The organism is Rosistilla oblonga (assembly GCF_007751715.1).
Lineage (GTDB): Bacteria > Planctomycetota > Planctomycetia > Pirellulales > Pirellulaceae > Rosistilla > Rosistilla oblonga.
Genome location: NZ_CP036292.1, coordinates 705779 through 732014 on the forward strand (window position 1 = coordinate 705779; position 26236 = coordinate 732014).

Annotated in this window: 23 protein-coding genes; 20 read left to right on the forward strand and 3 right to left on the reverse strand. The window is 56.9% G+C overall.

All coding sequences use genetic code 11. The features are described 5' to 3' along the window. The first annotated feature begins 82 nt into the window (after positions 1 to 82). From CA51_RS02495 to panD, 3 genes are all read left to right on the forward strand, one after another. On the forward strand, positions 83 to 2374 hold the full coding sequence (locus CA51_RS02495; RefSeq protein ID WP_420821475.1) for an outer membrane protein assembly factor BamB family protein: 2292 nt from the start codon (positions 83 to 85) through the stop codon (positions 2372 to 2374). Positions 2375 to 2624: 250 nt separating this feature from the next. Beyond that, on the forward strand, positions 2625 to 2993 hold the full coding sequence (locus tag CA51_RS02500; protein ID WP_231745957.1) for a response regulator: 369 nt from the start codon (positions 2625 to 2627) through the stop codon (positions 2991 to 2993). Positions 2994 to 3008: 15 nt separating this feature from the next. Continuing rightward, positions 3009 to 3413 carry an aspartate 1-decarboxylase gene (gene panD / locus CA51_RS02505; protein ID WP_145117542.1) on the forward strand — a complete coding sequence of 135 codons (405 nt, stop codon included), beginning with the start codon at positions 3009 to 3011 and terminating at the stop codon, positions 3411 to 3413. A gap of 927 nt (positions 3414 to 4340) precedes the next feature. Here the strand turns inward: panD and CA51_RS02510 are convergent. Continuing rightward, positions 4341 to 6353, reverse strand: coding sequence for a LamG-like jellyroll fold domain-containing protein (locus CA51_RS02510; protein WP_145117543.1), 2013 nt, complete (start codon positions 6351 to 6353; stop codon positions 4341 to 4343). Positions 6354 to 6472: 119 nt separating this feature from the next. Between CA51_RS02510 and CA51_RS02515 the strand changes: the two genes are divergently transcribed. From CA51_RS02515 to CA51_RS02535, 5 genes are all read left to right on the forward strand, one after another. Continuing rightward, positions 6473 to 8002 (forward strand): sulfatase, encoded by a 1530-nt coding sequence (locus tag CA51_RS02515; RefSeq protein WP_231745958.1) that lies wholly within the window; start codon positions 6473 to 6475, stop codon positions 8000 to 8002. A 512-nt stretch (positions 8003 to 8514) separates the two neighbouring features. Beyond that, positions 8515 to 9108, forward strand: a complete 594-nt coding sequence (locus CA51_RS02520; protein WP_197451535.1) for a hypothetical protein — start codon at positions 8515 to 8517, stop codon at positions 9106 to 9108. A gap of 97 nt (positions 9109 to 9205) precedes the next feature. Further along, complete coding sequence (locus CA51_RS02525; RefSeq protein ID WP_145117545.1) at positions 9206 to 9535, forward strand: DUF6883 domain-containing protein; 330 nt, start codon at positions 9206 to 9208, stop codon at positions 9533 to 9535. Between the two features lie 5 nt (positions 9536 to 9540). After that, positions 9541 to 9765, forward strand: a complete 225-nt coding sequence (locus CA51_RS02530) for a DUF4926 domain-containing protein (RefSeq protein ID WP_145117546.1) — start codon at positions 9541 to 9543, stop codon at positions 9763 to 9765. 87 nt (positions 9766 to 9852) lie between these two features. Beyond that, positions 9853 to 10164: an HNH endonuclease gene (locus CA51_RS02535; RefSeq protein WP_145117547.1), complete on the forward strand. Its 312-nt coding sequence runs from the start codon at positions 9853 to 9855 to the stop codon at positions 10162 to 10164. 1154 nt (positions 10165 to 11318) lie between these two features. On the opposite strand, the gene CA51_RS02540 is transcribed toward CA51_RS02535, so the two are convergent. Beyond that, entirely contained in the window at positions 11319 to 11693 is a 375-nt protein-coding gene (locus CA51_RS02540; protein ID WP_145117548.1) for a hypothetical protein, read from the reverse strand. A gap of 219 nt (positions 11694 to 11912) precedes the next feature. Here CA51_RS02540 and CA51_RS02545 point away from each other — a divergent pair, with 219 nt between their 5' ends. The 12 genes from CA51_RS02545 (at position 11913) to CA51_RS02610 (ending at position 24030) form a co-directional block, all read left to right on the forward strand. Beyond that, on the forward strand, positions 11913 to 12131 hold the full coding sequence (locus CA51_RS02545) for a hypothetical protein (protein WP_145117549.1): 219 nt from the start codon (positions 11913 to 11915) through the stop codon (positions 12129 to 12131). 283 nt (positions 12132 to 12414) lie between these two features. Continuing rightward, complete coding sequence (locus CA51_RS02555) at positions 12415 to 13425, forward strand: right-handed parallel beta-helix repeat-containing protein (protein WP_197451537.1); 1011 nt, start codon at positions 12415 to 12417, stop codon at positions 13423 to 13425. 500 nt (positions 13426 to 13925) lie between these two features. Beyond that, positions 13926 to 15299: a metal-dependent hydrolase family protein gene (locus CA51_RS02560; RefSeq protein ID WP_145117552.1), complete on the forward strand. Its 1374-nt coding sequence runs from the start codon at positions 13926 to 13928 to the stop codon at positions 15297 to 15299. 125 nt (positions 15300 to 15424) lie between these two features. Then, positions 15425 to 15964 carry a hypothetical protein gene (locus CA51_RS02565; RefSeq protein WP_145117553.1) on the forward strand — a complete coding sequence of 180 codons (540 nt, stop codon included), beginning with the start codon at positions 15425 to 15427 and terminating at the stop codon, positions 15962 to 15964. 352 nt (positions 15965 to 16316) lie between these two features. Next, the gene (locus tag CA51_RS02570) at positions 16317 to 18044 is read left to right on the forward strand and encodes an arylsulfatase (protein ID WP_197451538.1); all 1728 of its coding nucleotides are present in this window, start codon (positions 16317 to 16319) and stop codon (positions 18042 to 18044) included. Between the two features lie 300 nt (positions 18045 to 18344). Then, positions 18345 to 18707 (forward strand): hypothetical protein, encoded by a 363-nt coding sequence (locus tag CA51_RS02575; protein ID WP_145117554.1) that lies wholly within the window; start codon positions 18345 to 18347, stop codon positions 18705 to 18707. Between the two features lie 296 nt (positions 18708 to 19003). Then, the gene (locus tag CA51_RS02580) at positions 19004 to 19564 is read left to right on the forward strand and encodes a hypothetical protein (RefSeq protein ID WP_145117555.1); all 561 of its coding nucleotides are present in this window, start codon (positions 19004 to 19006) and stop codon (positions 19562 to 19564) included. Between the two features lie 150 nt (positions 19565 to 19714). Further along, entirely contained in the window at positions 19715 to 20212 is a 498-nt protein-coding gene (locus CA51_RS02585; protein ID WP_145117556.1) for a PIN domain-containing protein, read from the forward strand. Positions 20213 to 20831: 619 nt separating this feature from the next. Further along, entirely contained in the window at positions 20832 to 21755 is a 924-nt protein-coding gene (locus CA51_RS02595; RefSeq protein ID WP_231746238.1) for an ISAzo13 family transposase, read from the forward strand. Between the two features lie 331 nt (positions 21756 to 22086). Then, positions 22087 to 22644 carry a carbohydrate binding domain-containing protein gene (locus tag CA51_RS02600; RefSeq protein ID WP_145117559.1) on the forward strand — a complete coding sequence of 186 codons (558 nt, stop codon included), beginning with the start codon at positions 22087 to 22089 and terminating at the stop codon, positions 22642 to 22644. Positions 22645 to 22791: 147 nt separating this feature from the next. Next, a complete protein-coding gene (locus tag CA51_RS02605) occupies positions 22792 to 23274 on the forward strand; it encodes a hypothetical protein (protein WP_145117560.1) in 483 nt (160 codons plus the stop codon). 120 nt (positions 23275 to 23394) lie between these two features. After that, positions 23395 to 24030, forward strand: coding sequence for a hypothetical protein (locus CA51_RS02610; RefSeq protein ID WP_145117561.1), 636 nt, complete (start codon positions 23395 to 23397; stop codon positions 24028 to 24030). Between the two features lie 174 nt (positions 24031 to 24204). On the opposite strand, the gene CA51_RS02615 is transcribed toward CA51_RS02610, so the two are convergent. Next, complete coding sequence (locus tag CA51_RS02615) at positions 24205 to 25962, reverse strand: hypothetical protein (RefSeq protein WP_145117562.1); 1758 nt, start codon at positions 25960 to 25962, stop codon at positions 24205 to 24207. Positions 25963 to 26236 lie beyond the last annotated feature (274 nt).

Below are 26236 nucleotides of genomic sequence, written 5' to 3' on the forward strand. Positions count from 1 at the left end.
GGGGGCGTTCACGACGGGCAAAGTGTCCGTCTCACCGAACCTTTCTGGAAAACAAAATACCTCCGCCCCACGGCTCAAAAAAATGAACAGTGAAATTAAAACTTGGTGCATGCTGACACTGGCTGTCATCAGTGGCAGTTTTGCCGCAACGTCGATGAGTGGTTGTCGCAAGCCGACCGATCCAGCTGGGGTCTCTAGCAACACGACAGCGGACGACAGCAACGTGACCGCCGCCGACAGCAACGTGACGGCTGCGGAGACACCGATCGCGGCGGCCGACGACAACGAGGCCACTGCTGAAATGCAGTTGAAGGCTGTCGACACTCCTGTCGCCGCAAAACCTGCTGCGGCCGAAGTCAAAGAAACGCCGGTTGCTGAAGTTAAGGAAGCACCAGCGGCTGAACCAAAAGAAGCACCCGTGGCTGAAGCCAAGGAAGAGCCAGCGGTCAAGCTTGCTGCTGCACCGAAGGCGACCAAGACCGCTGCCGCACCGGCTGGCAAGAGCGACGATCCTGCCGCCGTTCTCGAAGCGGGTGGCGATTGGCCGCAGTGGGCCGGAACGCGTCTGCGTAACAACACTCCCAACGTCAAGGGAATCGCGAAGTCATGGAACATTGGCAAGTTCGATCGCCGGACCGGTGAATGGGACGGCACCAATGCCGAGAACATCAAGTGGTTCGCGAAATTGGGCAGCCAAACCTACGGCAACCCCGTCGTCGCCGGTGGCCGCGTCTTTTGCGGTACCAACAACAGCGGTGGCTACCTGAAGCGTTATCCCGGTGACATCGACCTCGGATGTTTGATCTGTTTCGACGAAGAGACGGGTGAATTTCTGTGGCAGCACAGCAGCGAAAAACTGATCACCGGCCGCGTCCACGACTGGCCGCTGCAAGGTATCTGTTGTGCTCCGTTGGTCGAAGGCGATCGCTTGTGGTTCGTCACCAGCCGCGGCGAAGTCCGCTGCTTGGACACCAAGGGGTTTCATGACGGCAGCGACGATGGCGAAGTCAAGGGCGAGCGGGGACGCGTCGCCGATCTGCCTGTTGCCAAGCCCGAATTTAAAGAGGCCGTTGCCGGACTCGACAAGGGTGAGCTGACGCAAGCTCTGTTGGATCTGTTGACCGAACATGGCGAACCGATCGAAGGAACCGCCGAAGTCACAACCGTTGCCGCTGGCAAGAAGTGGTCGATCAAAGCGACGATCGACGGCGCTGCTCGCGATCTCGAAGCTGTGGTTGCCGGCCCGCGTTTGAGCGTCTTCAAGACGATCACCGCCGACGACAAGGAAGAGGCTGACGTGTTGTGGGTTTACAACATGATGGAAGAACTGGGGATCAGCCAGCACAATATGTGCAGCTGCTCGGTCACCAGCTACGGCGACCTGTTGTTCGTCAACACCAGCAACGGTGTCGATGAATCGCACATCGTCCTCCCCTCCCCCGACGCGCCAAGCTTCATCTGCATGAACAAGAACACCGGCGAGGTTTTGTGGACCGACAAGTCGCCTGGAACGAACATCGTTCACGGCCAATGGTCCAGCCCAACCGTGGCGGAACTCGGTGGCGTCGTCCAAGCGATCTTTGCTGGCGGCGACGGCTGGGTCTACAGCTTCAAAGCTGATCAGGGTGGCGATGGCAATCCTGAACTGCTGTGGAAGTTTGACGCCAACCCTAAGACTTCGAAGTGGATCTTGGGCGGAGCCGGAACGCGTAACAACATCATCGCCACGCCCGTCGTTCACGACGGTCTGGTCTACGTCGCTGTCGGTCAGGATCCCGAGCACGGCGAAGGCCAAGGTCACCTGTGGTGTATCGATCCGACCAAGCGCGGCGACATCAGTTCGGAATTGGCGATGAAGATCGAAGGCGACAAGCGTGTGCCGATTCCGCATCGTCGTTTGCAAGCTGTTATCGAAGAGGATGGCGAAGTTGCGATCGATAACCCGAACTCGGGCGTCGTTTGGCACTACGCATCGTTCGATCAGAACGGCGACGGCGAGATCGACTTTGAAGAAGAGATGCACCGCAGCTGTGGTACCGTGGCGATCCAAGGCGATCTGCTGTACGTGGCCGATTTCTCGGGCATGTTGCACTGCTTGGATCCTAAGGGCTCCGAAAATGGCGAGCCGATCGTCCACTTCACCTACGACATGCTGGCTCAAGCTTGGGGCAGCCCGTTGATCGCCGATGGCCATGTTTACATCGGTGACGAAGACGGCGACGTGGCGATCTTCGAGCTCGGCAAGGACAACAAGGAACCGATCGATGAGATCAACATGGGAACCAGCGTCTACAGCACGCCGATCGCTGCCAATGGCGTGATCTATATCAGCACGAAGGACAAGCTGTTTGCGATCGCTCCGCCAAAGGAATAAAGCGGCAGCTTTCGACAGTTAATCCCGCACAACCCGGCTGCTCGCAGCCGGGTTTTTTCGTGGCGAATGCTTCTCTGGGGCTGGCTTTGCCGTGGACAACATGCCCATCGATGCAAAGAATACATTGCACCGGTGCCTGTTTAAAATCGTCAGACGATCGACAGCCGGCATTTTCAGCTTGGGATGCAAGCAATACATTGCATGCTCGTCGGTTGGATAACCTCCCCCCTGCCCTGGAATCTCGCACATCATGCAGACCGTTCTCGATATTGGAAACTGTAGCCCGGATCATTCCGCGATCCGAACGCTGATCGAAGGCAACTTCGACGCTCGTGTGGTGCAGGCCCATGGAGCGGCTGATGCGATGGAGATCCTGGGCCGCCAGGAGGTCGCGTTGATCACCGTCAATCGTAAGCTGGATCGCGATTACAGCGACGGGATGGAGATCATTCGGCAACTGAAAAACGACCCGAAGACCCAAGCGATCCCCGTGATGTTGATTACCAATTTTCCCGAACATCAAGACGCGGCGATGGCGATCGGCGCCGAGCGTGGTTTTGGAAAGTTGCAGTTGCGAGCCGCCGAGACGAAACAATCGCTGGCCGCATTTCTATCGTAGGACTATTGACTCGCCATGCCATTTCGCAAACTTCTCAGTGCCAAGATTCATCGCGCGACCGTCACGGGAGCCGATCTGGAATACGAAGGCAGCATCACGATTCCGCCGGAGTTGATGGAAGCCGCCGGGATCGTTCCCTATGAATCGATCCAGATCTGGAACGTGACGCGCGGTTCGCGATTGGAAACCTACGCGATCGAAGGCGTTCGCGGTTCGAGCGATATCTGTGCCAACGGTGCCGCGGCGCACCACGTCTATCCCGGCGACAAAGTCATCCTGGCCACCTTCGCCTTCTACGATCGCGACGATGCCGCAACGCATTGCCCGCGGCTGATCTTTGTCGACGATCACAACCAGATCAAACACGAAGGCCCCGAGATCGCCGGCCCCCAACGCCGCGCCGAACCCGCCGGATCGTAAGCACGAGCCGCCGCAGCGATCTCAGCTCCAGGCACGAAGATCTTCAGGCCGGAGGCCGGCACACAACCTGCCGGCCGCGTAAGCCGCCGGTATCTGGGGGCTGCGAGGATCATGTTCCGAGGCCGGAGGCCGACACAGGACCTGCCGGTGGTGTAAGCCACCGGTATGTACATCCAGCAAGGAAAGGCCAGCCCGGAGGGCGACGCATGGGATTCTACGTGTGTCGCCCTCCGGGCTTTGTTATGGCCGGCGAGTCTGGAACCGGTGGCTTGCACCACCGGCAGTTAATGTGTCGCCCTCCGGGCTCAGCCAAACGAACCGCCACAACCAGCTCCCCCCGTCGCCTCTCCAAGGCCGGAGGCCGGCACACGACCTACCGGTGGTGTAAGCCACCGGGATCTAGAGCCGCGCAAACATCTTCAGGCCGGAGGCCGACACAAGAACTGCCGGTGGTGTAAGCCACCGGTAGGCATCGCCCAGCAAGAAGAGACCAGCCCGGAGGGCGACACATGGGATTCTAATTGTGTCGCCCTCCGGGCTTTGTTGTGGCCGGCGAGCCTGGAACCGGTGGCTTACACCACCGGCAATGGATGTGCCGCCCTCCGGGCTCAGCCAAACGAACCGCCACAACCAGCTCCCCCCGTCGCCTCTTCAGGCCGGAGGCCGACACACGAACTGCTGGTGGTGTAAACCACCGGGGTCCAGAACCACGCAGATGTCTTCAAGGCCGGAGGCCGGCACACGACCTGCCGGTGGTGTAAGCCACCGGGGTCCAGAACCGCGCAGATTTCTCAAGGCCGGAGGCCGGCACACGACCTACCGGTGGTGTAAACCACCGGTAGGAATGGTCGAGCAAGAAAACAGCAGCCCGGAGGGCGACACATGCCCTGCCCTCCGGAACTGACTATCTGAAAGATTCGGCTCTGCTTAGCGTGCTGTCAGCACCGACTTGGTTCCCAGGTTCGCTTTGCTGCCGCGCGGGCTGTGGTCCAACACGTAGGGACCGAGCGTCCGATCGAAGTGCAGCAACAGATGCGTCTTTTCAGAAGGCATCAGCCGCTCTGCCGGTTCGAAGGCTTCGCTGTAAAGAGCTTCGGCGGTCAAGCGAACCTCGTCGATCTTGCCGATGAAGGGACGCGTCGGTTGGCCGCTGTTGTCCGGGTCGGCACCGACGTACAGCGGATGTTTGTTCTTCTTCCGTTTCCCCTTGGCGTCGACGGCGGAGATCGGTTTGCCATCGATGAATAGACGGACCTGTTTGCCGTCGAAGACGCCGGCGACGTGAGTCCACTGGCCAACGGGCAGCTTCTCTTGGGCTTTGGCGGAGTAATATTTGCCGTCCAGATTGAGGTCGAACTGCGGCACTCCTTCGTTGCAGAAGATCGCGTAATCGCTCTGTTGCGTCTTCGCGACAGCCGCTCGCATCCCCTCGCTCTGACTTGGGTTCAGCCAGGCTTCCAGTGTGAAAGGACCATCGGGCAGTCCGATCGCGTCGCTGGCGATGCGGGCAGCCGACTGTTCCCCTTTGACTTCCAGGCAGTGGTCGGTTTGGTTGGTGAAATAATCGGCGGGGACAGCGGCCAAGTCGAGCTCGACCGGCGTCGAGACGCTGGGCAGTTGGATGCGAGCGGTTTCGCCGACGAAGACGCGGTCCAGCGTGATCCGTGGGATCGTCCACGACGCTTGGGGATCCGCGACGCGGCGCAGTTTGACAACAAAGGTCTCGGTCGCTCCGGCCGCCAACGTCAGGTGGTCGTGATCCAGCGAGCTGAGCCAGTCGCGCGATGCGGTATCGATCGACGCGGTGACTTGCATTTTGCGAGGCGACGAATTGTGCAGCTTCACCGTTACCTGCCCCGTCGCCGATCCATCGGTCTGCAACAACAGATCGCTTGCGGTGATCTGCGGTCGCACTTTGCGAGCCGCTTGGATTTCAGCTAAGAACTCGGGCGTGAACTCTTTGGGATCCATCACGGCACCGACCGGCAACGCGGCGACGGAGATATCGTCCGGCCGAACGGTGACGATGTTCAAGTGATGCAGGTATCCGGCGCCGGGGATCTCGGCGGAAAGATGACCGCCGGTGGTCGCCAGCGTGTAATAGGCGATGCCATCTTTGTGGCCGTCGAAACGCATGTGGTGGATGTGCCCGGCGAAGACAGCCGATACGTTCCCCGCCTTTTTCATCATGCCGTGTACGGTGTCCCAGTTGGTTCCGGTGTAACCGCCACCGGTCCAGCGTGGATGGTGCAGGAAGACGAAGACATGGTCGAGGCTCTTGTGCCGGTCGAGCGCTTCGCCGAGGAACTTCAACTGCTGCTCGCTCATCTGTTGCAGCTTGCCGTCGTTGAAGGCCTTTTTGTTGCTGACCGGATCTCCCTCGTCGCTGTAGAGGACGATGAAGCCGGCGTTCTTGTGGCGGAACGTGTACCACAGCGGGCCGAAGTGCTGTTCGTAATTCGAATCGTGTTGGCCGGCTGGTGCGGGACCCTTGCCTCGCCAATAGACGTCGTGATTTCCGGCGACCGGGAACCAACGCATCTTCAGCTGGTTCATGATCTCCTTGTATTCGGCCATCTGACGCATCCATTCGGGCTTCTCGTTGTAGCCCTGAATCAGATCGCCGACCGTCATCACCAGATCGGGCGACAGTAGGTTGGTGTCGGCGACCGCTTGTTCCAGGACCTTCAGCCCCTCGGGGACGCCACCGGTTCGGTCACCGTAGACGACGAAGTGGAAGACGTCTTCTTCTTTGGCCAGCGGCAGCACTTGGGCCTTGCCGCGAGTGGTGAAGAAGCTGTCGTTGGCCCGATGTTTGTGATCGTGCGAATGGCCGGCGACACCTTCGTGTGACAAGGCGATGCTGGTTATCGCGAGGGATGTACAAAGGCCTAGCAGTCCGCTGGCCACAAAACGAGCGGTCGATGGTTTTACAGTCATTTGTATAAAGAAGGTCGTGGAGAGAGGGATGCCCCGAGTTTTTAGAGGTGCTATTCTAGACGATCCGCGATAATTCAGGCGTGCAATCTATGTGAAGATTGTACGAAGAGTGATCGCGAATGTGTTGGTTTGTTTTTTACGTTGTCGTTAATCGAGTGGTCGTGCGGATGAGTTTTGTTCGGATCGGGATGGCTGGCGTTGTCATCTGCAGCGTGTTGTGTGGCGGTTTGGTTGCGGCGGACGATGTGGCCAGCGGGCAAACCGAATCGGTGAAGCGTCCATTAAACGTGTTGTTTATTATCTCGGATGATCTGACGTTGAACGCCTTGTCGTGTTACGGCAACGAGGTTTGTCAGACGCCGAATATCGACGCCTTGGCTCGCTCCGGCACTCGGTTCACCCACGCCTATTGCCAGGGGACCTATTGCGGTCCGTCGCGAGCATCGTTCATGTCGGGCTATTACCCGCACGCGACGGGGATCCTGGGATACATCAGTCCTCGCAAAGCGATCGGCGACCGCGCCACATGGGCTCAGCATTTCAAGAACTCCGGCTACTACACCTCGCGGGTCAGCAAGATCTTTCACATGGGAGTTCCCGGCGGGATCGAAAAGGGTGACGACGGGGCCGACGATCCGATCTCGTGGACCGAGCGTTTTAATAGCCAGGGACCGGAATGGCGGGCTCCCGGCAAAGGGGAGACGCTGGAGAACAATCCCGATGGCAAGAAGCCGGCGGTCGGCGGCAACACGTTTGTCGTCGTCGAGGCCGATGGCGACGACTTGGTCCACAGCGACGGACGGACCGCGGAAAAGGTGTGCCAGTTGATTCATGAGCACAAGGACGAGCCGTTTTTCCTGGGTGTTGGGTTTGTCCGGCCGCACGTTCCCTTTGTTGCTCCCGCGTCGTATCACGAACCGTTTCCCGAAGCGGAGATGCAGTTGCCTGAAAAAGTGGCTGGCGACTGGGACGACATCCCGAAGCTGGGGATCAATTACAAAACCAGCAAGAACATGAAGATGGACGTTCAGCGGCAACGCAAAGCGGTCGCCGGGTATTACGCTTCGGTCGCTTACATGGACGCTCAAGTGGGCAAGGTGATGGCGGCGCTGCAGGAGGCGGGGATTGCCGATCGCACGATCGTGATCTTCACCAGCGACCACGGCTACCATCTGGGCGAACACGATTTCTGGGCCAAGGTCAGCCTGCACGAAGAATCGGTGCTGGTGCCGTTGATCATCCGCGTTCCAGGGAAACAGCCCGCGGTTTGCGAATCGTTGACCGAGTTGATCGATCTCTATCCGACCGTCTCCAGTTTGTGTGGCTTGGAGGTTCCCAAGCGACTGCAGGGAACCGACATCTCGGGAATGCTGGACGATCCCGAACTGGAGCTTCGCGAGACGGCGTTCAGCGTCAACGGCAAAGGCTTCCTGATCCGCAGCCAACGTTACGCCTACATCCGCTACCGCGAGAACGCTTCGGGGGGCGAAGAGTTATTCGACATGCAAACCGATCCTCAGCAGTACACCAACCTCGTCGACGATCCAGCTTACGCGGCGACGCTGGAAAAGATGCGTGCCGAATTCGCCAAGACGATGCGCCGCGTCCGCGACAACGACCTCGCCGTGTCTCCGCGCTCCAAGAACTAGCCGCCAGCGCACTGGCGTCAGAGCAAATCACTGGCTGAGCCTGCGCCAAGCATTTTTTAGTTTGGGGTATCAGCCGCCACTCGCTAGCGTCCGGTTCTCTCGGTCTACACCGCACAAGCACCGACAAATTCCCCTGAGCGCAAGCACGCAACCGTCCAGCGGGACCACCGAGGATGCTTGAAATGCCTAGTCGGATTCGTCACAATGTGTTCCTCAATAGGGTGGTCTGTTGTCTTGAGTGATCCGGGGACAGGCGCGTCGCCTACGAGATCGCAGGATAGTTCGTTTCGGTCGGGGATCTGGTGAGAATAAGTTGACCAGAGGTAACCCGCGGACCAGTGAGAGCAGGTCCCTCATTCAACGCTTGAGTTCCCCGGTTCCCGCCCTGAGAGCAAAGCGGATGTCACTTTATTCATGCTCGAATGTTCGGGTGAGAAACATCGTTATGCTACTTACCCTTACCTGAAACATCCGCTGCGTACCCTGCCCAGTCAATCGTGATGGAGTACATCATGGCAAACTGCACAAAGTCTATCGTGTCACGTGAACGTGAAGTTAACATGTTCGCAGAACTCTCTCACGGTCATTTCGTATTGTGCGAAAATCTACGTGAACAACGCTCCGGACATCAATACGAATCGATGTCATGCCTGATCGTGGCGGCATTCAAATTTGAAGCATTTCTCAATGATATTGGTTCGCGGTTATTACCTTATTGGGATGAAATCGACCGCATCTCGCATCGCAACAAACTTGCCGTTATAGCAAAACAAATTGACTTTCCTGTAGACTATAGCAAGCGGCCATTCCAAACCTTGATTGCATTATTCGACGCGAGAAACGAACTTGCGCACGCAAGACCCCAATCTTTAGTGCAAACAGCAAAGGAAGAATCCGGCACTCCGGAAGAGCTGCGTAGGAGGAAGCCGTTGACAAAGTGGGAATCGCTCTGCACGCTGTCTTTTGCTGAACAGGCATATACCGACACTGAACAGATCGCGGATAAACTTTGGGTTGCTGCGGGGTACAACATCAACGAACTCCGATCCAGGGGCATGTCGTATTCAATGTCTAGCATCCCCTCCTCAAGAGGAAAGCAAGCATAACCAACCAATGCACCGGAGCGGCGGTGGATAATTTCCTGTTTACTTGCACGCCAACCGCCGCCACCCGGTGATTGGTAACGTTCGCCCATAAACTTTCATGCCGATACCTGATTCCGAACGAGCCGTAGTGGAGGACGCGAAGGTACGTGACTACCTTCTCAATCCGGCGCATCCTGACGGTGGTTCCAAGGCGATCTGGTTTCACTCGCTTGGCTACGACCGCGATGAATCGCACCACCTTGCCGCCGCTCTACTTGCCATCGCTCGAAATTGCCGAACGTTCGATACCGAAACCACTGGCTTTGGTGTAAAATACAAGGCGTTGGGGACTGTTGGGCGGCCCGAACACCGCCCCGGTGTCGTTTTGACTGTCTGGATCGTCGAGGACGATGATCCTCCACGACTGGTAACTGCGTATCCTGAATGATTGCCATGATTGCCGAACACTCGCTCGTTGTCCTTGATGCTGATCCGCCTCACGAGAAACTCACTCGCGGCGACGTGGGGACCGTTGTGCACGTCTACAAGGGCGGTAGGGGATACGAAGTCGAATTTGTTGATGGTGGTGGTCAGACAGTTGCGCTTGTAACCGTCGGTTCCGACGATGTGCGGCCCATCAAGGCTGGTGAACTGCTCCACACCCGCAAAACCGCATAGGGGCGGAGAAAATAAAGTGTCAGGACGCTTTCAGACACGCCGGTTTATTAGAGAGTCCGGACCGCTTTGATTTTGCATGAACAAAGAATGAACAGCTGGGGCATCTCTCTCGAAATGGAGACAGCGATCCGCGAACGTGATCAGGCGTGCGTTTACTGCGGGATTGCATTCCTCGAAGCGGGCGCGAATGGCGGTTCACGAAAACGCGTTGCGACCTGGGAGCACATCGAAAACGACGCTCGCATCGTTACGCTGGAGAACATCGCCTTGTGTTGCAATTCATGCAACGCAAGCAAGGGAGCAAAAGAGTTGGTGGGCTGGCTGGCATCTGACTACTGCCAACGTAAGAGCATTTCCCGGGATTCTGTCGCGAGCGTCGTCCAGGCACACTTGGTCTAGCCCCAGATCGAACTCACACGCCATGGCACCTTGGGGTTGGCTAAGAAGAGACGAACCCGGAGGGAGACACGTTGGAGTTTCATGTAGATGTGTCGCCCTCCGGGCTTTGTTGTGTTTGGCGATCTTGGGACCGGTGACTGACGCCACCGGCAGTTGATGTGACGCCCTTCGGGCTCTGCGGGTCCAGTCGGCCACAACCAACCTGCGACTACTCAGGCCGGAGGCTGACACACGACCTGCCGGCGGTGTAAGCCGCCGGGGTCCAGAACCGCACTCAAAACCTTCTCAGGCCGGAGTCCGACACAGGAACTGCCGGTGGTGTAAACCACCGGTAGGCACCGCCTAGCAAGAATCGACCAGACCGGAGGGCGGCACATGGGCTTCTGGTATGTGTCGCCCTCCGGGCTTTGTTGTGTTTGGCGATCTTGGAACCGGTGGTTTACACCACCGGCAGTTGCTGTTCCGCCCTCCGGGCTCTGCCAGTCCGGTCGGCGACAACCAACCGTCGCCTACTCAGGCCGGAGGCCGACACGCGACCTGCCGGCGGTGTAAGCCGCCGGGGTCCAGAACCGCACTCAAAACCTTTTCAGGCCGGAGGCCGACACAGGAATTGCCGGTGGTGTAAACCACCGGTAGGCACCGCCCAGCAAGAATCGACCAGGCCGGAGGACGACACATGGGCTTCTGGTATGTGTCGCCCTCCGGGCTTTGTTGTGTTTGGCGATCTTGGAACCGGTGGTTTACACCACCGGCAGTTGCTGTTCCGCCCTCCGGGCTCTGCCAGTCCGGTCGGCGACAACCAACCGTCGCCTACTCAGGCCGGAGGCCGACACGCGACCTGCCGGCGGTGTAAGCCGCCGGGGTCCAGAACCGCACTCAAAACCTTCTCAGGCCGGAGTCCGACACACGACTTGCCGGTGGTGTAAACCACCGGTAGGCACCGCCTAGCAAGAATCGACCAGACCGGAGGACGACAAATGAGCTTCTGAATGTGTCGCCCTCCGGGCTTTGTTGTGGCCAGCGATCCTGGGACCGGTGTTTTACACCACGGGCAGTTCCTGTTCCGCCCTCCGGACTCGGCCAGTTCCACACCACCTACACTAGCGGTCCGGTTTGTTAAAGTGTTATTGCGTCTTTGAATTCGCCAGAAGGTTTTACTTTCCTGCCACAACCGCATAAGTCGCCAGCCCGAGCATGATGCTGGTCACCGGTCCCCACAACCGCCGCTCGGGGCGTGACGGTGTGATCCAGTTCAGCAGCGTGCTGAGCGACTGCACTCCCAGTGCCGCCCACCCGGTCCAGTTCTGCCAGTGGGGCGCCAGGCCAGCGGCCGACGTGATTCCCGCTGCCATGAAGGCGAGCAATGCGGCAGATAAGAGAGCCACCACACGTCCCTTGGCTGGCAACGCCCCGGGATGCTGGCCTCCTTGTGTCAGCGGTCCCCATGGCGCGCCGGCGATCAGGCAACACTGAAACAGGATCACGCCGATGATGATCATCGCGTACGAAATTGCGGCTAGGTGGGGCATGAGGTCGATTGTGGTTACAGAGGGTTTAGGGCACCTTCATAGCCACCTCGGTGGTGATGATCCAGGTGGGCTTTGAATTTGCTCGCTCTCTTGTCTACTTGCAAGTCGTTCGACCGTCCCCACTGCTTCCCGCCGCGATCCAATGTTGGAAACGGATGACGAGAGCTATGTTTGCCGCGCAGGTTGTCACGAGCTAAGATGCTGACTGGTGAACCAATCATGACTGACTTGCTTGAAAAAGCGTTTGAGCACGCATCAAAACTGCCTCCTCAACAGCAAGACGCACTTGCGAAATGGCTGCTTAACGAGATCGCGGCAGACAACGCATGGGACGCTACTTTTGCAAAATCACACGCTTTGCTGGCGTCACTCGCTTCGGAAGCGCTGCAGGAGAAGGACGGTGGCGACGCTCAACCACTCGTTCCAGATGAACTTTGAAATCGTTAACGACCCGTCGTTTTCGCGATTGTTTCGCTTCCCTACCTCAGCACATCCAAAAGCAAACTCGCGATGCCTACCGGAAATTCCTGGCCGATCCATCCCACCCCGGCTTACGATTCAAGCGAATTGCTGACACCTTTGATTTCCCTAGTGAGATAACCATCCTGCACATTCAACGCTGCAGAACGATGGCATGGTGCGGAGTCGCCGATCGAGCCTTTTTAAGTCGAGCATAAACCGCGGCCGTCGCGGTTATGCCAAAACGTTAGAACACAACAACATGATGTATGTACGCTTATTGCTTGTCGCTTCCGTTCTGGTCCTTGGGTTTGCGCGTGTGGGATACACTCAGTCGCCGTTTATTGTGCTGATGGATCCTGCGGGATCCGACGCCAACGACGGTTTGACGGCTGGCACGCCCGTCGTGACACTCCAGCGGGTGCAGCAGATCTTGAAGTCGACGCTTGCCGACAATCCCAGAGACGCGGAGGTTCGGATTGGTCCCGGCACCTACCGCGGGCAGAGCATTCGCTGGACATTCACGATGCCCGAACACACGATCACCTTCATGCCCCGCGCTGGCGACAAGGTGCGGCCGGTTTTTGATGGCGTGAAGAATCGCGGAACTTGGTTCCACCTCGACCACTCCTCGGGGCAAGCGACAGGGCTGAACTTCCAGTACATCCACGTTACGCGTTACGCGACAGCGATCTCGCTGAACGGGAACCGGAATGCGGTGGAAACGTGTAATCGCGGCAACTCGATATACGGCTGCATGTTCTCCGACGTTGGCGAGGGATCGACGGCCGCAGTGCGACTCGTCAATTCCAAAGACAATTCGATCGTCAACAATCATTTCGTGAACATCACCAGGTCGAGCCGGTACGGGCTGTTGCACGCAATCTATATCGCGCACCATTCGTCGGGGAATCAGATTCTTCGCAACCGATTCCAGGACTGCTGCGGCGATCCGGTTCGCGTTCGCGATGCATCCAACAACAACATTGTCAATGAAAACACGTTCATCCGCGCGGGGATCGCTGCAGCGTATTCCCAGTGGTACTGTGACCACCGTCGCAACGATGACGACAACCCACGCAATGATTGTTCGAAGCCCACACCGGAATGTCCTTCGTGGAACAACCAGTTCCGCAATAATCGCCTGCTGAAAACATACAACGGCGAACGGCTGCCCGCATGGGCTTTTGCGCAAGACGATGTTGTTGCCCTGTGTCCGCCGCCGTCGCCGGGTGCAAAGAGATTGGAAACCAGTGGCAACAGGCACGAATAGCCTATGGTCTAGCAAACGAGTGAACCGGCATGCTGAATCCGGACGGAGCTGGCTGGGCAGCGCAACACAGCAATCCGTTGCGTTCCGCCACAGTCGCTTGCGGCGGAAACCGCGTTCTATAGCGCAGCGTTGCCCCGTCTCTTTTGGTTTGCCTGCCCTCGGCTGTCGCTTCACAGTTGGAGAGCTCAAGGTCTACTCTCGCTGCGTATCTGTGTGTTGATGACGCTACGCATGGCCGCGATTGTTTGTGTCACCCTGAGGAAAATCCTTGCACCGTGCAGTCTGGGCTGTAAGAATTGATTCGCCGGGAGGGGGGGGAGGTCGTCGGTCGCTAAGCCACGCGTCAGGGATCCGCCGGGAATTAGTCGACCGATCCTGCGGGCAAGACCTCCATCTGACGCTTGTGATCGCCGGTTCCCCGGTGACAACTAATCAAATCTCCTGTTCTGCCTGGTCGTTCAGGTGAGAGTCGTTGTTGTGCCCATGCAAGGAGAGCTCACTTGAGGTCGATCCACATTATCCTTGCCAGTGCTGCTGTGGTGCTGACGATACTGGCTCCACTGGCCCGTGCTCAGCAAGCTGAAGAAGAAACTCCCAGCTACACGCTGATTACTGATGTCAATGTCTTCGATGGCGTGGCCGATCGGCTTACTCCGGGAAGAGTCTTGATCGAGGGCAACTTGATTCGGGCCGTCGGTCCCAACGTAGAGGCGCCGGATGGCGCGGTGGTGATCGACGGTGGCGGCCGCACGTTGATGCCGGGATTGATCAATTGCCATGTTCACCTTGCCCTGCCCGACGCGATTGCGAACGTGGAGAGCAAGCTGTTGTTCGCCGACGTGGTCCTGGGTTCACAGTTAATGGCCCGCGGATATTTGATGGACGGATTTACCACAGTGCGTGATGCCGGTGGAAACGTTTTTGGAATCAAGAAGTTCATCGACCGCGGCTTGCTGCCGGGGCCACGGATCTACCCGTCCGGTGCGCTGATCAGTCAATTGGGCGGCCATTTCGATTTGCGAAACCTGACTCAGCAGAAGACCGAATCGCACATGGAACGAATCGGCAATATCGCCATCTGCGACGGAGTGCCCGAAGTCCTTGTCGCGGCTCGTCGCAATTTTCGCCTGCAGGCGTCGCAGCTCAAGATCTGCGTCGGTGGCGGTGCTGCTTCCGATTTCGACCCGGTCGACACGATGCAGTTTACCGCCGATGAGATTCGGGCTGCGGTCACGACAGCAAACAACTGGCACACTTATGTCGGGGCTCACATTTTTACACCGCAAGCGATGCATATCGCCGCAGACAATGGTGTCATGGTCTTTGATCATGCATTCCTGATCGACGAAGACGCGATGAAAAAAGTGGTTGAGAAGGGAATCTTCCTTGTTCCGCAAATGAACGGTTTGTCTCCTGAACTCCTGCGGAATCCAATCCTTGGCCCGGTGAACCTCGCCAAGATTAGAACCGTTCACGGCCAGGCAGGTGACTTTGTTGCGTTGATTAAGAAGTTCAAACCGAAGATTGTTTTCGCGGACGATGCCTTTGGTACCGAGGACGTGGTCTTCAAGCAGCGTCGTTATGAGTTGGGATATCGGGCATCCCTCTTCGGTAACTTTGAGACGTTGCGGCAAGCGACATCGGCAGCCGGCGAACTGATGGCATTGACCGGCCCACGCAACCCTTATTCGGGCAAGCTGGGCGTCATCGAAGAGGGTGCGCTGGCCGACATGCTGATCGTGGACGGTAATCCCCTCGATGATATTTCGGTCATCGGCGGAACGATGGAGTGGTTCGATGCGCCTCCGCCCGAACCAATCGAGACGATCCGCGTGATCATGAAAGACGGGAAGATATTTAAGAACACGCTTTAGAGGCGTAGGTAAGGCATGACAATCCGTTGACCGTGGATCCACGGGCGACGCGGTTTGGTGAAATCGATGTCGGTTGCCACGGGCCGATTGCCGGTGGCGTTCTGCTGTAGAAGGATGTGCTCGCTTTGAAATTTACAATCGTTGTTGCTGTTTCGTTTTTTGTATTGCTTTGGCGGCCTGAACTGTCGCTTGCGTCCGACTACGACGCAGTTGTAGCAGCTGTGCGATTCTTTGAGAAATCGCAGCTTAGCGGCCAAGTCGACGAGGTTGAGCCTCTGTTGAAAAAGGGAGCGACTCGTAAACGCGGTAAGCCGGGATCACTCATCGAGATATTGCGGCGGGAGCAAGAGCATATTCGCAAGACGGCGCCCATGCGGGACGTGCGGCTTCGTGAAATCTATGTGGTGCGTGAAGACGAACAGGAACAGCTCAAGGATCGAACGCTGCGTTATATGCGTGCAAAAGGCAAGAATGTCACGGATGAGGAAGCCGATGTTCCCGCAGATGTGATCGCGAAAGCGTATGGGCTTACAGAAAATCGGACCGTTTGCATGCTGTTCTACGAGCTGAGCCGAGGAGAAGATGCCATTTCGGTCAATCTCGTGCTGGTTGCGTTGGAGGAGATCGAGGGCAAGTTTTTGGTTGCACATGTCTGGGATGACTAATTCTGCGAGGGCAAATCGCAGAACCATCACATGCAGCGAAGATCGCGATCAGGCATTTGTTAATGGAATATTAACCACGCGATTTCGGTGATGTGTACCGTTATTGGGCAGTTCGATTTCCCTGACCATGTATGAACCGGATAGGCGAGTGCATCGGAATTTGAAATGAGAGCGTAAGCTTGCCGCCCGGTTACGCGGGATGTGCGTCGAGAGAATCGACTTAATTTTGACAAAGATGAGCTGACGTGAAGTCGTCTCCCCTATGATATGCCAGCGAGCGCAATCGCACGTCCTACCCGCCAGCGTATGCGTTCAAATTTATGGCGGGGCAACTCAACGAACGAAAGATACTATGAAAACGCAGCTACGCATCCACCGCTGGATGTCAGCCCTCCCGGTCACGGCACTGTTGGCAGCCTGCCTGATGTCTGTTGGCGCCACCGCTCAAGCGGAGGAGAAAAAGCCGAACATCATGTTCATCATGGCGGATGACATCGGATGGATGCAGCCGGGTTGTTATCATCGAGGCTTGATGGTCGGGGAAACTCCCAATATCGACCGGCTTGCCAGCGAGGGCGGCCTCTTCATGCACTACTACGCCCAGCAAAGCTGCACGGCCGGGCGGACAGCGTTTTTCACCGGCATGAATCCGATGCGGGCCGGAATGCTGATGCCCCAGTTGCCAGGTGCGATTTCGTACCTGCGCCCCGGCACGCCAAGCCTGGCGAAGTTCCTTTTAGATCAGGGCTACAGCACCGGTGAGTTCGGCAAGAACCACCTCGGCGATCATCCCGATTCCCTGCCGACCGCGCATGGATTCCAGGAATTCTGGGGTTACCTCTACCACCTGGATGCGATGCAAGGAGTCAGCTTCCCCGACATCAACAAGAGTCCGACCGAACAAGCCGTCGTGCCGCCGATGAAGATGGTGCCGATCCCCGGCATTCCTGAAACGCCCGGCGCGATCACTCCCGAAGAAGGCGTTTGCATGGCTGCGCCGCGGCCGATTCTGTGGATGAAATCCTCCGATGGCACCGCAAAGAATCAGAGTGGCAAGGACGAAGGACCGCTGACTCTAGAACGCTCGAAGACTATCGATGAGGAAATTTCCGCCAAGGTCGTGGACTGGCTCGATCGCCAAGATCCCGAGAAGACGGACAAGCCCTTTTTCTGCTGGTATAACCCGGCCCGCATGCACATCACCACGATGTTGTCGCCCAAGTATGAAGCCATGCTTGGCGTGAAGGGGGGGAAGGATTGGGGAATCAACGAAGTCGGCATGAAGCAGCTCGACGACAACATCGGTGTCGTCCTCAAAAAGCTCGAGGACATGGGTGAACTCGACAATACGATCATCGTCTTCACGACCGACAACGGCGCGGAAGTCATCACCTTCCCTGATGGAGGCACCACTCCATTCAAAGGCGGCAAGCTGACTACCTGGGAGGGCGGCATGCGTGCTCCCTGCGTCGTCCGCTGGCCCGGAAAGATTAAGCCGGGCACTATCTTCAAAGAAATCTTCGCCTCCCAAGACTGGCTGCCCACGCTCGTCGAAATCGCGGGCGGTGCCAAGGATAACGACCTCAATGATCAAATCATGGCGGGCAAATATCCCGGTATCGTGAAGACCAAGCTCGATGGGTTCAATCAGACCGAATACCTGACGGGTGAGTCGAAAGAATCGGCTCGCGACACGTTCTTCTACTACACCGGCGCACAACCCTCGGCCGTGCGATACAAGAACTGGAAGTTCTACTACACAATGGTCGGTGCCGGTGCGATGGATGGACTGATGGGGGCTCAAACCTACCACTGGACTCAGCTTGCCAATATCAAACGCGATCCATTCGAGATCAGCGTCGGTGCCGATACGAAGTCGCTGATGAGTTACGCCGGAGCACTCGCAGCACCTAGCACTGCGTACGTCTACGACTGGAACCTGTTGCCGATCGGCCAACTTCTGTGGGAGAAGGAGCTGATGTCATATAAAAAGTTCCCGCCTCTGCAGATGGCAGCCAGCTACAACCTCGACCAGATCTTGGAGTCGTTGAAAAGCCAAAGTGGCTCCCGCTCGGACTGATCATTACCGATTGATCATTTGTTGCGCGGGTCGCTCTTCGTGAGCGACCCGCGATTTTTGGTCTCGGGAATCAAACATCGGACGGCGTTGGAACCTAACGAGTCCGTGGCCCCGGGCGGTGATGCGGGGGGCTTGTAAACAACGTTACTTGGCCGCCGCCAGGTGCTTTGGCAGGAAGTAACGAAGGTTTCAGCACTCTTTTAGGCGGGCCGGTTTGTCAGAGAGTCTTGACGCCTTTGATTTTGCCAGCGGGGACGGATCGCTGTGACACGTAACAACAATCTTACTTGGCTGGATTTTGTGGATCGGCTAACCGATCCACCTTCCGACGGTCCCATTCAGCGTTTGGGAATCGGGCTAGCGGTTTCTGCCCTCACTTTTGTCTATGGCCTCTGTTGGCTGTTGTTTCCGCCTGAGTCTGTGAGCCTGCCGCTGAGTCCTCGTTATGGCACCGGCCAGCAGTTTGCCACGAGCACCAGTGGGCACATTCCGGTCGCCGTCGGATTGGCGTTTGTGCTGCTGGGGCTGTACCTGCACTTTCACTGGTACTGGGGCAACCACCCACGATTAAACGCGTATTACGTACTGCTGCAAGGAATCGCCTTGCTGGGATTGGCTGCATCGATCATCTACGGATTTGCTGCTTTTGCCCCCACGTCTTGATGCGGACCCGAGAGCGAAATTCTTGCACGGGGTAGATCGTCTTGTTAAAATTTCTGTCTCCGGTGGTGGGGCGGTTTGAGGCCTGACGCAGGAACGAAGCGCAGCCAAAGCAAATCGTTTCTCGAGAGGCCGGGTGGGGCTGCGTCGACCCGAAGTAACCTGTAGGCCAATGAGGACAGGACCTCCACTCAACACTTGTGTTCGTCGGTTCCTCGTAGAGAAACAGGCAGATTCCTCTGTTCTCACCTGTTTGCTGAAGTGAGATGCATGGTTCTGCTACAACAGGATCGCAATTCATGCTGAACTACAAACTTCATTTGCCGCTCCTGATTTCTCTTCTTGCGAATACCGTCCACGCCGACAAACCTGACCTTCCTTCGCCACCAGCGGGATTCGAATGGCAATGGTGCGAGGATGTGAGCGTTGGGATATTGCATCCGAATCAATGGCACTTCAAAACGCAAAACCAAAATGCAACTCGTGGATACTTCATCACAAAGGAACCAATCGACGATTCCGGTGAGTTCAGTACCGGGCTTTCGCTGAATGTGATTCCGAATGTCGGAAAGAAACAGGGCGGACTTGCATCAGATTTCGCCAGGTCATTCGTGCGTGCGGCAATTCAGGATAAGGACTCGATACTTCAGATCATCCCACCGCGAAGTGCTGGGCCCGCAAAGACATTTGGCTGTCGAATCAAAACGGACGGGACTGTAATGCACTATTTCCTGATTGCGGACGACAATCGAGATGTTTTGTACTTGTTCATGTACGAGAGTCCGGAACAAGAATGGACGTCAGCGTGGAATATAGGGCAAACAATCCTGCAGAAGCTTTATGTTGACTTCCCGGAGTGATGAGGGCAGAAACATCGAGTGCACCGGAGAACGCGAGCTAAGCGACGTGGTCGTTATGAAATTTTCAGCGCGTTTTCGGTGACGCGTGACGTTCTGCCGAATGAAGTGCTGCTTGTGTCAGTGGATGCTGCCCCCCACTAGAATGTTGGCATGGACACCGTATACATCGAAACCTCAATCGTCAGCCACGCTTCGGCACGCCCAAGCCCCAACATTCCAATCGCGGCACTGCAACATCAAGCCCGCGAGTGGTGGGCTGTCGAACTGCCGAAATTCAATCTTGTCACTTCGCAGCTTACGATTGTTGAGGCATCTCACGGCGATCCAGCTGCGGCCGCCGATCGACTTAAAATGCTCGATGGCCTGCCATTGGTTCCGCTCGGCCCTGATGTCGATGCATTGGCCAAACTGATACTGTCCAAGCATCTGATGCCCCAGAAGGCCGCAGCCGATGCGGTGCACGTTGCCGCAGCCGCGATAGCTGGTGTAAACTATCTTCTGACGCAAAACTGCAAGCACATAGCGAATGCTCACGAACTTCCGAGGGTCTATCGCTTATTGGAAGAACAGGGCTATGACCAACTGCTGGTTTGCACGCCGACTGAATTCTTAGGCGGAGAATACGATGACGAAGAATCTAATACTTGAAGAATTGCATGCGACGCGGGAAAGACTGCTCGAGGAATCCGGCGGCACAATATCTGGCCTACTAGACCGCCTACGCGCGGAACAAGCAGAGTCGAACCGCCCAACCTACGAACCGGCGAACCAAGCGACTCAACGGAGCGGCGGTGGTGACGTTTCCGCCAATGGTGAATCCGCTCCCACCGCCCGCTGATCACCAACGTTCCTTGCTGGGACCATGGCGCTGTTCTTGATGGAAACGCAGTTGGAAAAAGGGGCTAAGGGACGGCTCAAAAATTAAATCCCTGAATCCCTGCTAGAATGAACAAGCGGGGCTTCGGGGATCTAACGGCAAGGAGTCGGTCATGATTGGGTATAGCGAATCTATCGAATCGAAAATGCGACACCTATATGAGTCGCTCAACGAAAAGGACCGTCGGCGGTACGCGGCAATCGAGGCGGAAAAACTTCCGCATGGCGGAACGGAATACATCGCGAAACTGTTTGACTGCGATCCTAAAACCATCCGACATGGCAGTCGCGACATCGAAGCGTTGCCTTTTGATGAGGCAAAACGACGGGTCCGAAAAAAGGGGCGGGCAGGCCGAATGCTAGCTGCTCGCAGCCGGGCCTCCTCGACGCGATCCGAAAAGAGATCGAAACTGAAACAGCTGGCTCGCCAGTGACTCCGGGCGAGCTTTGGACGAATCGCTCATGCCGTGATCTGTCCAAGATCATTGAAGAGCTCGGCTTCGTAGTATCGCCCAACACGATCGATCGTCTGCTCCGCGAAGAGCTTGGGTTGGGTAGGCGACAAGCACTCAAGGACGTTGCAATTGGCAGTGCACCCGACCGTGATGCCCAGTTCCAGCGGATCGCCGAACTCCGTAGGCACTACCATATGCGCGATTGGCCCATCATTAGTATCGATACAAAAAAGAAGGAAATGCTCGGCAATTTCCATCGTCAGGGCGTCTGCCGAACCAGTGGACGCGTCCACACCTTCGACCATGACTTCCCATCTGCCGGCGAAGGGAAAGTGATCCCCTACGGAGTATACGACGTGAGGACGAACGCAGCCTTGATGACGCTCGCGCGTGGATCGGACACGGGCGAACTGGTGGGAGATTCGATTCGCATGTGGTGGAACCGGATGGGGAGGTATCGTTACGATGGAGCCAAGCAAATGTTGATACTGGCCGACAGCGGCGGCAGCAATGGTTGCCGCGTGCGGCTATTCCATGAACAACTCTGGAAGATATCAGAGCACTTGGGGATCACGCTTCGCGTCGCACACCTCCCGTCCTATTGCTCGAAATACAACCCCATCGACCACCGCTTGTTCTGCCATGTTACCAGGTCACTCAAAGGCGTGGTGTTTCACAGCATAGGAGCGATTCGCAACGCGGCATCTCGAACAGCCACGAGCACGGGGCTGCAGGTTAAAGTAGCAATTTTGAAACGGATTTATCGGCGTGGAGTACAGGCGACCGAGCGATTCTTAAACGGAGATTATATCCGGCACGACGCCGAGCTCCCAAAGTACAATTACACCACAACGGGCTAACCCCGTCCCGGGAATTAATTTCTGAGCCGTCCCTAACAGACAAAACCGGAGGTTTCAGCACTCTTTTTGAGCGGGCCGGTTTCTCAATGAATCTTGGCACCTTTGATTTCGTCGGTCTGTAAATTGTAAATTTTACATCTATTTGAAACGATCGGAGCGTGACAGCAAACGGTCGGAACAACCTAGCCCCCTTAGTTGGTTGCCTAAATCTCCAGCCCTTCCAGTTAGCATCGTCATCAATGATTGGCATCCGGTTTGCTAATCTTCGCTTTTGAGACGCGGCACCTGTTGTGTCGCGGCAAGACACCAATCCCTTCATGGAGGAAGAGAGATGATTTTAATGCTTGCAGTTTTGATGACGGTCGCAAACGATGCTCCGCAAATCTCAAATGGTCGATTTGAACAGTCTGTCAAGACTTCGGGACTTCCGTCGTCCTGGTTGTTTACTTCACTCCCATCGAAACATCACCTTGTAACATACCGAACCAAGGTGGTCGGCGAAGGTGATCAGGCGTCTAATGCTCTCGCGATTCACGTCGCAGGCGGTCACCCCGACGAGAGTGTCGCTTACAATGCACATCAAGAGCTGAAGGGGCTGGCTGTCGGTAAAACGTATCGCGTGTCTGCTAAGATGACTGCGAGCGGCCTCTCCACTGCGCCGATGATTGTTCTGGAATGCCTTAACGCAAACGGTGGCAAGCATCTCGGATTCGCGCGGTCTGAAGAACGGCGACTATCCGGCGATGTCACTGCATGGGAGCGGTTCGAGACTGACATCACGGTCCCGGAAGGGACAGCAGTCGTACGACTACGAATTGGAATTCCTGCAAAGGGAAACGCAGGAGGGACGGCTGTGATTGACGACGTCGAAATCGCGGAAGTCAAATAGCAGACGCTCTTCAATTAGAGACCGAACAATGTGATTCCTGTGGAGCGACGGTGGTGGTGCGATTTCATTTGAATCGTCAACTCTCGCCGCGCTCTGATCGTGGAAAGTATTTTGCAATGAAATTTACCGGACCTCACGGAGTACGCCATGCATCAAATAGCGTTCGCAACGATACTGGTTTTGTGCAGCAGCATCTTTTCGCCAACGGCACTCGCCGGGCGTTCAATCACGTTGTTCAACGAGATCGACGAAAAGACCGGCCATGACAATCACATGGTCGCGGTAGAGTTGTTTGGCGATCGCGCCGAAATCACCTACTGTCACGGCACTGATATTGTCGACATCTTGCCGCTGATTCGTTTCTTGCAGGATGGAAGCGACCACGCAATCACGTTAAGGCGTGTTCATATCCGTGAGATTGACGTTGAGAGACGCGGTTGGGTTATTGTTTGGATTTTCAACCGAATCAAGGATTCCGCACCCAGCATTTTGGTCTATTCCTCGAACGACGTTTCCCAACGCACCGCGATGTCGATCGGTCGTTCGTTCAGGGCGATGCGAAAGGTTCCAGTTGTCTACCGTTCTCGGGATGAACTCATGGAGTTCTACACGGATGAAACCACGGAATGAAAGGACTGCCCCCAAGATATGCAGATCTCAGGACTCTGTCAGGCGGGCTGGTTTATCAGGGAGTCTTGTCACCTTTGATTTCGCCGGCAGTGAAGAGACTCAGCACGTTAGGGGGGCGTCATGCAACGATTCGGCATTCTTCTTTTTGTCTTCGTCGCCGGATGTCGTGAGCAGCCAGATCCGCCGGCAGCGGCAACTCCACAGGTGCAGCGGGTTGACAAGGTTGTGGGAACCGAAGGGCATTCTGCCAACGGACCTCAGCTTTCGGAAGCAATCGTTGGTGGTATTGTGCTCACGCCAAAAGTGGTCATCGATGGGAAGCTCTCGCTGCTTCTTCCTGAGGATTTCTCGGAGATGGATGAGGAGAGGCTGAAGCTCAAATATCCGAACGAGCTGCGACCAACGCTTGTGTACACCAACGAATCAGCAGCAATCAACGTCGCCATTAATCACACGACGAAGCGGATGCGACGGAGTGAGATCGACGCGTTCCATAAAAAGATGGAAGGCACGTACCGCAAATTCCATCCGACGGCAACATGGTTCCATAGCGGTGTTGTCGACATCGACGGGCGCGACTGGATAAAACTAGATTTGCGGACCCCCGCAAGCGATACTGAAATACGTAACATCATGGTCGGAACATCGGTGAAGGGACGGCTGTTACTTGTATCTTTCAACGTCACCAAGCAACTGGAGGACCAGTGGCTTGAGGCAGCGGAGGCAATTATTCAGTCGCTTCGCGTCCGAGATTAGCCGAAGTGGATTGAATGCTGCATCTCGCCGCCCCGTCGCAACGCAACGTTGGAGTAGCTAAGGTGTGGGGACTCTTGTAGGCGGGGCCGGTCGAATCTGACGTCAGCGCGTGACGTGTCCACCCGGATGCATGAAAACGTTATCACAACTTTACCGTTCTGATGCCAAGCAAGGTTACGCGGCGTCTTTGCCTTGTTGGCGGAGCAGGCGTTTCATTCGCTTCCGCTCCGCTTTGCTCATCGAGGACCAGTCGATGTTGTCGACGTCCACCGATTCGTCTTCCGCGGCATGATGTGATTCGGTGTGGTCGTCTTGTTCGTAGTCGTCGTTTTGCCAGTTGTCGTTTTGAGTCTCGTCCTCGTAAGTCTCGTCCTCGTAAGTCTCATCGTCGTTTGAATCTACTTCGGCCGCCGGCTTGGCCTTGCGGCTGAACCAGCCCTTGCTCTTGGCTGGTGCTACGTCCTCTTGAGTTTCATCGGTTGCGTCGTCGCTCGATTCTTCATCGGTCGCCGCGGGCTTGGCCTTGCGACCGAACCAACCCTTGCGTTTGGCGGGTGCTTCGTCGTCGTCGGCCGGTTCATCATCGGACTCCCCTGCCCCATCCTCTGCGGCAGGCTTGGCCTTGCGACCGAACCAACCCTTGCGTTTGGCGGGTGCTTCGCCGTCGTCGGCTTGTTCGTCATCGGAGTCCCCTGCCCCATCCTCTGCGGCAGGCTTGGCCTTGCGGCTGAACCAACCCTTGCGTTTGGGCGGTGCTTCGCCGTCGTCGGCTTGTTCGTCATCGGAGTCCCCTACCCCATCCTCTGCGGCAGGCTTCGCCTTGCGGCTGAACCAACCCTTGCGTTTGGCGGGTGCTTCGTCGTCGTCAGCTTCGCGGGCGACTTCACGCTCTTCGTCGTCGATTGGCTGGTCGGTCTCGTCGGCGGCTGGCTTCGGTTTGCGGCGGAACCAGCCTCGCTTAGCGGGCTGTTCTTCCTCTGGCTCCGGTTCCGTTTCTGCGGCGGCGGGCTTTTTGCGCGAGCGCGATGGTTTGGGAGCTTCAGCTGGTTCGTCGAGCGCTTCGCGGTCGAGGTGTTTGCGGCCGAATCGCGGCAATCGCAGCCGTCCGTTTTGGCCGTCGGTCTGGTTCAATCCGCGGACGTCGCGGTAGATCGAACGGAGGTAGGTGATCAGCGACAGGAAGACGGCGATGCGGCCGATCAGGGGGCCAGCGCCGAAGACCATGGCTGTCGCCAGCGGACCGGCTTCGATAAAGTTCCAGCGGATTGGCAGGCGCGAGGCGACGGCGACCGACCCGGTGACCAGCCAGAAAGCGGCGGCGGGGCTGTGCCGCATCTCGATCAACAGCCGCGCGGTCATCGCAAATCCGGCAACGCACAACAGCAGCCGCAACCAATCGCCGCCAGCCATCGGAGCGCGGCCTGCCAGCAGCGTATCGAGAATCGCACCGCACCAATCGAGGGTGCCTGCGATCGAATCGACACTTAATAGGATCAGCATCGCCATCACAGGACGCCAGATTCGATAATGGCCTCGATAATCGTCGGCACGATGGCGGCGCAGTTGGTAGATCAGGAAACCGACACCAGCGGAAAGGGCGAGCGAAATCGAACCAAACCAGCCGCCGAAGCTGGCCGGATTGTCTAACCGCAGCGGTCGGGCGAGTTCGGGGTATTGGTACAGCGGGGCCCAGGTCATGCTCAGGTAGTGGCCGGTGATCAACAGGCAGACCGCCAGCAGTGCGAACGATTTGACTGCCAGCAGCGATCGTCGTCGGACGGGGACCAGTTCGAACCACCGCGCACGCAATCGGCGTTGGACTCGGGCGCCGTAAGCGGCTGGGGCGGTGCGCGATGCGGCCGACCGCAGCTTGGTTTGGCTGCGCGGCGTGTCGCTAGCCGGATCCAGCGAGAGGATCTGGGCTGAAATCATCCGGCGACGGCGGCTCTGAAGGGATCTGCGATCGTGACTCATGGGCCCGGTGAATAGGGGTGGAGCTGCAATCGCTGGCCGGTTTGCGTCGGTCCAGCGAGAGCGCAATCGGGAGAGTAGCGAAAACGGGAGGTTGGAGCCAACAGCAGCCTGAAACGTTCGCTTTTGCGAAAATCGAATTTTGCCAAACGGGGAACGAAACCTAGGCTTGGGGTGAGTACCGCTGTTGACCCCGCAACATTACGCTAAGCCCCCTGCGTCTCCCATATGATCG